7 protein-coding genes are annotated in these 7,058 nt (G+C 75.0%); 3 read left to right on the forward strand and 4 right to left on the reverse strand.

What is annotated here, in order from left to right:
* On the forward strand, nt 1-533 hold a 533-nt coding region (locus tag IEZ12_RS39410), incomplete at its 5' end, for an amidase family protein (RefSeq protein ID WP_229848358.1).
* Here IEZ12_RS39410 and IEZ12_RS30930 read toward each other — a convergent pair.
* The 3 genes from IEZ12_RS30930 to IEZ12_RS30940 all read right to left on the reverse strand — a co-directional run bounded on the left by IEZ12_RS30930 (nt 518) and on the right by IEZ12_RS30940 (nt 3,360).
* Entirely contained in the window at nt 518-1,738 is a 1,221-nt protein-coding gene (locus IEZ12_RS30930; RefSeq protein WP_043911651.1) for an alanine racemase, read from the reverse strand. The two genes, IEZ12_RS39410 and IEZ12_RS30930, sit on opposite strands and share 16 nt — an antisense overlap.
* 131 nt (nt 1,739-1,869) lie before the next feature.
* The gene (locus IEZ12_RS30935; protein WP_189276758.1) at nt 1,870-2,910 is read right to left on the reverse strand and encodes an ABC transporter substrate-binding protein; all 1,041 of its coding nucleotides are present in this window, start codon (nt 2,908-2,910) and stop codon (nt 1,870-1,872) included.
* A gap of 117 nt (nt 2,911-3,027) precedes the next feature.
* On the reverse strand, nt 3,028-3,360 hold the full coding sequence (locus IEZ12_RS30940) for a hypothetical protein (RefSeq protein WP_189276760.1): 333 nt from the start codon (nt 3,358-3,360) through the stop codon (nt 3,028-3,030).
* Nucleotides 3,361-3,512: 152 nt separating this feature from the next.
* On the opposite strand from IEZ12_RS30940, the gene IEZ12_RS30945 reads away from it, so the two are divergent.
* Together IEZ12_RS30945 and IEZ12_RS30950 are read left to right on the forward strand one after the other, a co-directional pair.
* The gene (locus tag IEZ12_RS30945) at nt 3,513-4,247 is read left to right on the forward strand and encodes an SseB family protein (protein ID WP_189276762.1); all 735 of its coding nucleotides are present in this window, start codon (nt 3,513-3,515) and stop codon (nt 4,245-4,247) included.
* A 194-nt stretch (nt 4,248-4,441) separates the two neighbouring features.
* Nucleotides 4,442-4,795 carry a beta/gamma crystallin domain-containing protein gene (locus tag IEZ12_RS30950; RefSeq protein ID WP_100584581.1) on the forward strand — a complete coding sequence of 118 codons (354 nt, stop codon included), beginning with the start codon at nt 4,442-4,444 and terminating at the stop codon, nt 4,793-4,795.
* Between the two features lie 61 nt (nt 4,796-4,856).
* On the opposite strand, the gene IEZ12_RS30955 is transcribed toward IEZ12_RS30950, so the two are convergent.
* A partial coding sequence (locus IEZ12_RS30955) for an alkaline phosphatase family protein (protein ID WP_189276764.1) occupies nt 4,857-7,058 on the reverse strand: 2,202 nt, incomplete at its 5' end.

Consider the following 7,058-nt stretch of genomic DNA (forward strand, 5'->3'; position numbering starts at 1 on the left):
TCGAGGTGGAGGTTCCGCTGACCGACTACCTGCTGCCCGTCGTGTGGGGCCTGATGGGACCGGAAGCGGCCTCCGCCCACGAACACCACCTGCGGCACAGCCCGGACCTCTTCGGCGAGGACGTGCGCGTGCTGCTCGAAGCCGGAAGCCTCCTCCCGGCCGGCGACTACCTGCGGGCGCAACGCGCCCGCACCGTCGTCCGGCAGGCCTGGCGCGACCTGTTCGGCCGCATCGACGTGATCGCCGCACCGACGGTCGCCTGCACGGCCACCGAGCGCGGACAGTCCGAGGTGCACTGGCCGGACGGCTCGACCGAGACCGTCACCGACGCGTACGTGCGACTCACGGCGCCGGCCAACGTCACCGGTCTGCCCGCCCTGACGCTACCGATCGGGCTGGACGGCGCGGGCCTTCCCATCGGCCTGCAGCTGATCGCGGGGGAACTCGCCGAGCCCGCCCTGCTGCGCGTCGGCACGGCCTACGAAGCGGCCCGCGACACCAGCGCCTCCCAACCGGCCTACAGGAAGGTGTGACCCTCGCCGCGGTAGGTCGGCACGGTCTCCACCACCGCGTCGCCCTCGACCAGGTGCAGCTGTGCGAACCGCTCGCACAGCTCGCCGGCCTTCGCGTGCCGGAACCACACCCGGTCGCCGATCAGCAGGTCGTCCGCCGCCGAACCCAGCAGCGGCGTCTGCACCTCGCCCGCGCCCTCCTGCGGGTCGTAGCGCAGACCGGCCGGCAGGTACGGGACGGGGGAGCGGTCCGCCCCCGCCGGGCCGGACGCCGGGTAGCCGCCACCGAGCACCGTCACCACGCCGACCCCGGGCCGCCGCACCACCGGCTGCGCGAACAGCGCCGCCGGACGGCCCCGGAACGAACGGTAGTTGTCGAACAACCGCGGAACGAACAGGCCCGAACCGGCCGCCACCTCGGTCACCGCGCGCTCCGCCACCGTGGACTCCACGCTGCCGGTGCCGCCGCCGTTCACGAACTCCAGCTCGGCGACCTGCCGCACCCGGCGCACCACCTCGGCCCGCCGGTGCGCCAGCTCGGCCCGCGCCTTCGCCTGCATCAGCCGGATCGCCGCCGACCGCACCGCCCGGCCCGGAACCGCGTCGCCGACACCCGCCACATGGCCCTCGTACGCCATCAGCCCGACCACCTGGAAGCCGCGCCGCCCGTTCACCAGCTCGGCGAACCGGCCCAGCTGCTCGGGCGTGCGCAGCGGCGACCGCCGCGCCCCGACCCGGACCCGGCCGCCCAGCAGGTGCAGCGAGGTGTCCAGCTCCAGGCAGACCCGCACCGTCGCCGAGCCCTCCCGGGCCGCGTCGATCAGATCCAGCTGCGCCACGTCGTCGACGAGCACCGTCACCTGCCGGGCCAGCTCCGGATCCGCGGTCAGCCGCCCGAACCCGGCGCGGTCCGCCGACGGGTACGCCAGCAGCACGTCCGTGAACCCGCTGCGCACCAGCCACAGCGACTCCGCGAGCGTGAAGCTCATGACGCCCGCGAAGCCGTCCCGGGCCAACACCCGTTCCAGCAGCGCCCGGCAGCGCACCGACTTGGACGCCACCCGGACCGGCTTCCCGCCGGCCCGCCGCACCAGGTCCGCCGCATTGGCGTCGAACGCGGCCAGGTCGACGATCGCCAGCGGCGCATCCAGGTGGGCCGTCGCCCGGTCGTACCGGGCGCGCTCGGACACGGTGCCGCCGGGAGCGGTGGTTTCAGCGAGAGCCATGGCCGCAGACTGCCACATCCCCCTACCGGGCGGTAGGCCCCCGTTCCGGGTAGTTCATCAGACTGATTTCCCGACGTACCGTTGTTCGACGAGTGCCCGCCCCCGCCCCGGGGCGGGCACCGTCGTGCTGTTCAGCCGGTGTGCAGCACCCGCCACCGGCCCGGTGCGGCCGGGTCGCGGTCGGCCACCTGGACGGGAGCCCAGGCCCACTGCCGCACGCCGATCCCCGGCACCCGTTCGAACCGGATCGGCCCCCGGCTGCCCGTCACCCGGACGTCGGACCAGTCGGCGGCGCCCGAACTCGCCATCGCCGTCAGCACGGTGACGGTGTCCCAGCCCTCGAACGCGACGAACGACGGCTCCGCGCCCAGGTGTTCGCGCAGTGCCGCCTCGACCCGCGCGCCGAGCGGGTCGAGCCGCTCGGGCAGGTAGCGCAGGAAGGGGACTCCGGCGGCGTCCGCGCCCAACAGGCGCTCCCATTCGGCGAATTCGGGCTGCCCGGCCGGCGCGCCGATCAGCACACCGGCCAGCCGCCGGTCCCGGCGGACGGCCCGGACGATCGGGACCGCCGGGTCGGGGAAGCCCGTCAGCAGCAGGACGGCGCTCGCGCCCGACGCGGCGAGGGCGTCGCCGACCGTGCCGGGATCGGCGTCCAGTTCGACCACGCCGCCGCCGTCCGCCGCGAGGCGCTCGTGCAGGATGCGGGCGCCGGACTCCCAGTACGCGCCGCGCTGGGTCGCCACCGCGACGCGGCGGTGGCCGGCGGCGAGCAGGAACTCCGCGTACACCCGCCAGCCGTGCGACTGGGCGGGCGCCAGCCGGGCCACCAGCTCCGTCGGGCGGTCGGTCAGGGCGTCCAGCACCGCGGACGAGCAGAGGAACGGCACCCCGAGCCGGTCCGCCCGCGTCGCGGCCGCCCGGGCCACCACGCTGTGGAACTCGCCCGCGATCGCGCGCACGCCGAGCGCGGCCAGCTCGTCGACCGCCGCTGCCGCCCGCTGCGGATCGGCCGCCGTGTCCCGCACCAGCAGCTCCACCGGCCGGCCGTCGACGCCGCCCGCCGCCTCGGCCTCCCGGACCGCCAACTCCATTCCGCCCAGCAGCTGCCGACCCGCCTCGACCCAGCCCGGCCGGCTCAACGGAGCCAGCACGCCGATCCGCAACCCACCCATTCCCGCACCACTCCCGCCCGACGATCCGCCCACACCGGGTGGGCCAGTCCGATCATCATGGCGGCACCGGGCGGGGGTCGGCGGCCCGAGTCAGCGGGCGGGGGCCGATGGCCCGGGTCAGCGGACGGAACGCGCCGTGCCACCGGCCTTCCGGATCTGCTCCACCAGCTTCGCGGCGGTGGCCGCCGCCTCCGAGACCAGCTTGGCCGCGTCCCCGGCCTGCGGGTCCGCGGTCAGCCTCGGCAGCGCGTCGGCCTGCTGCCGCAGCAGATCCGCGAGCGCGACGGTCAGCTTCTCCATCTGCTCCAGCGAATTGACGGCGTCCGCCGGCCGGTCCCAGGCGGCGTGCCCGCCGGCCACGTCCTTCGCCGCCTCGGCCACCGCCTCGGCCGCCCCGCGGACCGCGAACATCGGGTCGTACCCCACGATCTCCCCTTCCACCGGCATCATCTGCGCCCAGCGTGCCGTACCGCCGCCGCGCCCGTGGGGCGAACCGCCGGAGCCACGCGCACAGGAGCCGGCCGCACTCCTCCCACGGCGCGCCCGCGCCCCGCACGCGCACCGCCGACCGCCCCGACGTAAACGTGGCATACGCTCGACGGGTGGAGCGCAAGAACATCCCCGATCCCGGGTTCGCCGAGGACGACGGCACCGCCGACCCCGTCCTCGTCGCAGCCCTCGCCGCCTGGCAGCAGGACCCGTCCACCGAGGGCGAGTTGCTGTCCGCGTTGACGCCGAGCCGGCTGATGGTGCCGATCGTGGCCGTGCTCGGGGAGGTGGAGTACGACGAGAACGGGCACAAGCGCGAGAAGACCAGCGACATGGCGGTGCCGGTGCTGGAGGCCGCCGACGGCCGGCGCGCCCTGCCCGCGTTCACCTCGATGGAGACCATGGCCGCCTGGCGCGCGGACGCCCGGCCCGCGCCGGTGGCCGCCCCGCAGGCCGCGATGGTCGCCTTCTCCGAGCGTGCCGAGATCCTGCTGGTCGACCCGGCGGGCCCCGTCACCTACCTGCTGACCGGCGCCCGCCTGCGCGCCGTCGCCGAGAACCGGCCCTACCTCCCGCCGCACGCCGACCCCGAGGTGCACCGGGCGCTGCGCGACCTGCTCGCCCCCGAGCCGGAGATCGCCGCCGCCCACCTCGTCCCCTCCACCGAGGCGGACGCCACCCTCGCCCTGGTCCTCGCCGACCCGGCCGCCGACCCCCGCCCGCTGGCCACCCGCCTCGCCCAGTCCCTGGCCGCCGACGACACCCTGCGCCTCCGGCTGGACCACGGCCTGCAACTGGCGTTCCTGCCCCGGCAACTCGACCAGAAACCGTTCTTCGCCCGTCCCTGACAACCGCCCTGACAAGCGCCCTGCCAAGCGCCCTGACAACTGCCCTGACACGAACGGGTGAAGTCGCGCGAGGGTGGTTCGCGTTCGGAGTGTTGCGGCCGAACGGGGGACCGCCCTCGCTAACTTGAGGGCTCCCGGAGCGGGTGGGCGGCAGCGGGCCGTTCGCCGGCCGGCTTCGTGCGAAGGGGAATCCCGTGTTCTCGAGGACCAAGAGGGTCGTCTGTTCGCTGGCCACGGCGTTCGCGGCGGCGATCGCGTTCACCATCACCGTGCCGAGCGGCCACGCGTTCGCCATCGACCACGTGCAGTGCGTCGGCGGCGAGAACTTCCTGAAGATCTGGTCGCACCTGGACGGCCGGCAGAGCGTCGACTGCTACGCCAACGGCGGCACCACCGACTTCGGCAGCTGGTGGGTGGACCGCATCTCCACCGGCAACAACGACCTGATCTACTACGACGTCAACGGCGACTCGGTGCGGATCGACCGCTGGACGGACATCACCTTCCCCAACAACCCGCCCCGGGTCCGGGCCATCCAGATCGTCTGAACGGCGAGGCCGGGCCCCGCTCCTGACGGTGCATCAGGAGCGGGGCCCGGCCTTCTTCGGCTCAGCCGCTGATCGGTCGGACGTCCAGGCGGACGTGGTCGACGGCCCAGTACCAGTTGTTGCCCGCGTCGTACATGCGGAACTTCAGGGTGACCGTGCCCGCGTTCGGCGGGACGGCGAACCGGCGGGTGACGAAGGCGTTCTCGGCGTCCTTGCCGGCGTTGTCGTTGCCGGTGGCGTCGCTGCTGTAGGTGAGCAGGCGGGTCTCGTCGCCGGTGTCGAAGACGGCGGTGACGGTGGCCTTCTGGGGGGCCTCCTGGCGGTAGTGGGAGTCGAAGGCGAGGTGCAGGGCGGTGGCGCCGGGCGGGATCGGGACGGCGGGGGAGACCAGGGTGGAGTCGAACCTGCCCTTGGCGGACGGGGATCCGGTGTCGTCCCAGTCGTCGGGGTCGGCGACGGCGAGGATGCCGAGGCCGCGGGTGAAGTTGCCGCGGTCCTGGCCGGCGGGGGTGGACCACTCGCGCTTGGTGTGGAAGGTCCAGCCCTGGAGGCGGACGGTGCCCTGCGGCATGCCGGGCGCGTTGACCACCGACCAGCCGGCGGGCGCCTTCGCGGTCCAGCCCAGCACGCCCGCGACGGGCGCGAGTTGCGGGGCCAGCGACTCGAAGTCCTCGCCGAGCAGGTACCCGGCCATCGACGGGGCGGTGCGCGCCGCGAGCTCGCCGTCGGCGACGGCGTACCGGTCGGCGGCGGTGGCGCGGGCGGTGACCAGCAGGCGGCTGACGCCGGTCGCGGGGAGCGCCGCGGGCGGCAGGACCTCCCACTCGGCTTCGACGACGGCGCCGGCGGCGACGGTCGACGGCGGTGCGGTCACCACCCGGGCCGCGGGCCAGCCGTCGGGCAGCAGCGGCGAGGCCTCCAGCGCGGCGAGGTCGGCGGTGGCGGTGAACCGGGCCTTGAGCCGGGCGGGCCGGCCGGGCAGCAGCAGTGGCTCGTCGATGGTGGCGGACGCGGAGCCCAGCGTGACGTCGACGGTCAGCGGGTCGGCCAGGCCGATCGCCGGGTCGGTGAAGCCCACGGCCCGGTTCGGCAGCCGGCCGGCCCGGCGGAACCGGTAGCGGGCGTCGTCCCGGGCGGTGACCACCACGTCGTACCAACCCTCCTTGCCCACCGGCAGGTTGACGACCGCGGACTCGCCCGCGCCGAGCCGCACCTCGCGCTGCCCGCCGCCGTAGGCCAGGTCGCCGATGGTCATCACCCGGCTGACGGAGGTGCGGTTGGCGACCTCGACGGCCAACTGCCAACCGCCGCCGCCGTCCTCGGAGACCGACGCCTCGTAGGAGCCGGCCGCGTCGCCGCGCAGGTGCCACAGCGCGCCGTTCGGGCCGTGCAGGCGCAGGTCGTAGCCGTCCGGGCCGAGCTGCCAGCTGTCGGAGAGCTTGCCCTTCACGTCCACCGTGTAGTGCCGGGGCGCGGCGCCGGGCTCCGGGTAGGCGGCGATCACCGCGCCCTGCCGGCCGGGGTTGGCCAGGTCCAGGGTGAGCACGCCCTTGCGGACCCGCGCCTTGACCTGAAGGTGGTACGGGACGGGCCGGGCGGTGCGGGTGGCGCGCGGCTGCTGCGGGAAGCACTGCGGCTCGGGGACGGTCGGCGCGGGCAGCTTGCCCGTGTCGGTGACCTTCTGCCGGTTGCCGGAGGTGTCGGGCAGCGCAGGCCACGCCGGGTCCTGCCCGGAGAAGTCGAACAGGTTGGTGAGGTCGCCGGTGACCGCCCGCCGCCACGGCGAGATGTTCGGCTCGGCGACGCCGAACCGCTGCTCCAGGAGGCGGATCACCGAGGTGTGGTCGTACACCGTCGAGTCGACCACGCCGCCGCGGGTCCACGGCGAGACCACCACCATCGGCACCCGCACGCCCAGGCCCATCGGGAACGGGCCGGCCACCAGGGTCTCCCCGGCGGGCAGCGCGGTGGACCAACCCAGGCCGCCGTCCGCGTTCCTGACCCGGTAGCGGCCGTCCTGCCCGACCACCCGGTGGTACGTCGAGCCGCCCTTGGACACCCGCACCACCACCTCGCCGTCCACGGGGACGGTGGAGGCGCCGCGCCCGGCGGCCAGCGGCGGCACCGGCGGCAGCTGGTGGTCGAAGAAGCCGCCGTGCTCGTCGTAGTTGAGGATGAACACGGTCTTCGCCCACACGTCCGGGTTGGCGGTCAGCGCCGCCAGCAGCCGGGCCGTCAGGTGCTCGCCGTTCGGCGGGGCGTA

Origin of the sequence: Kitasatospora griseola, from assembly GCF_014648555.1 — a bacterium.
Lineage (GTDB): Bacteria > Actinomycetota > Actinomycetes > Streptomycetales > Streptomycetaceae > Kitasatospora > Kitasatospora griseola.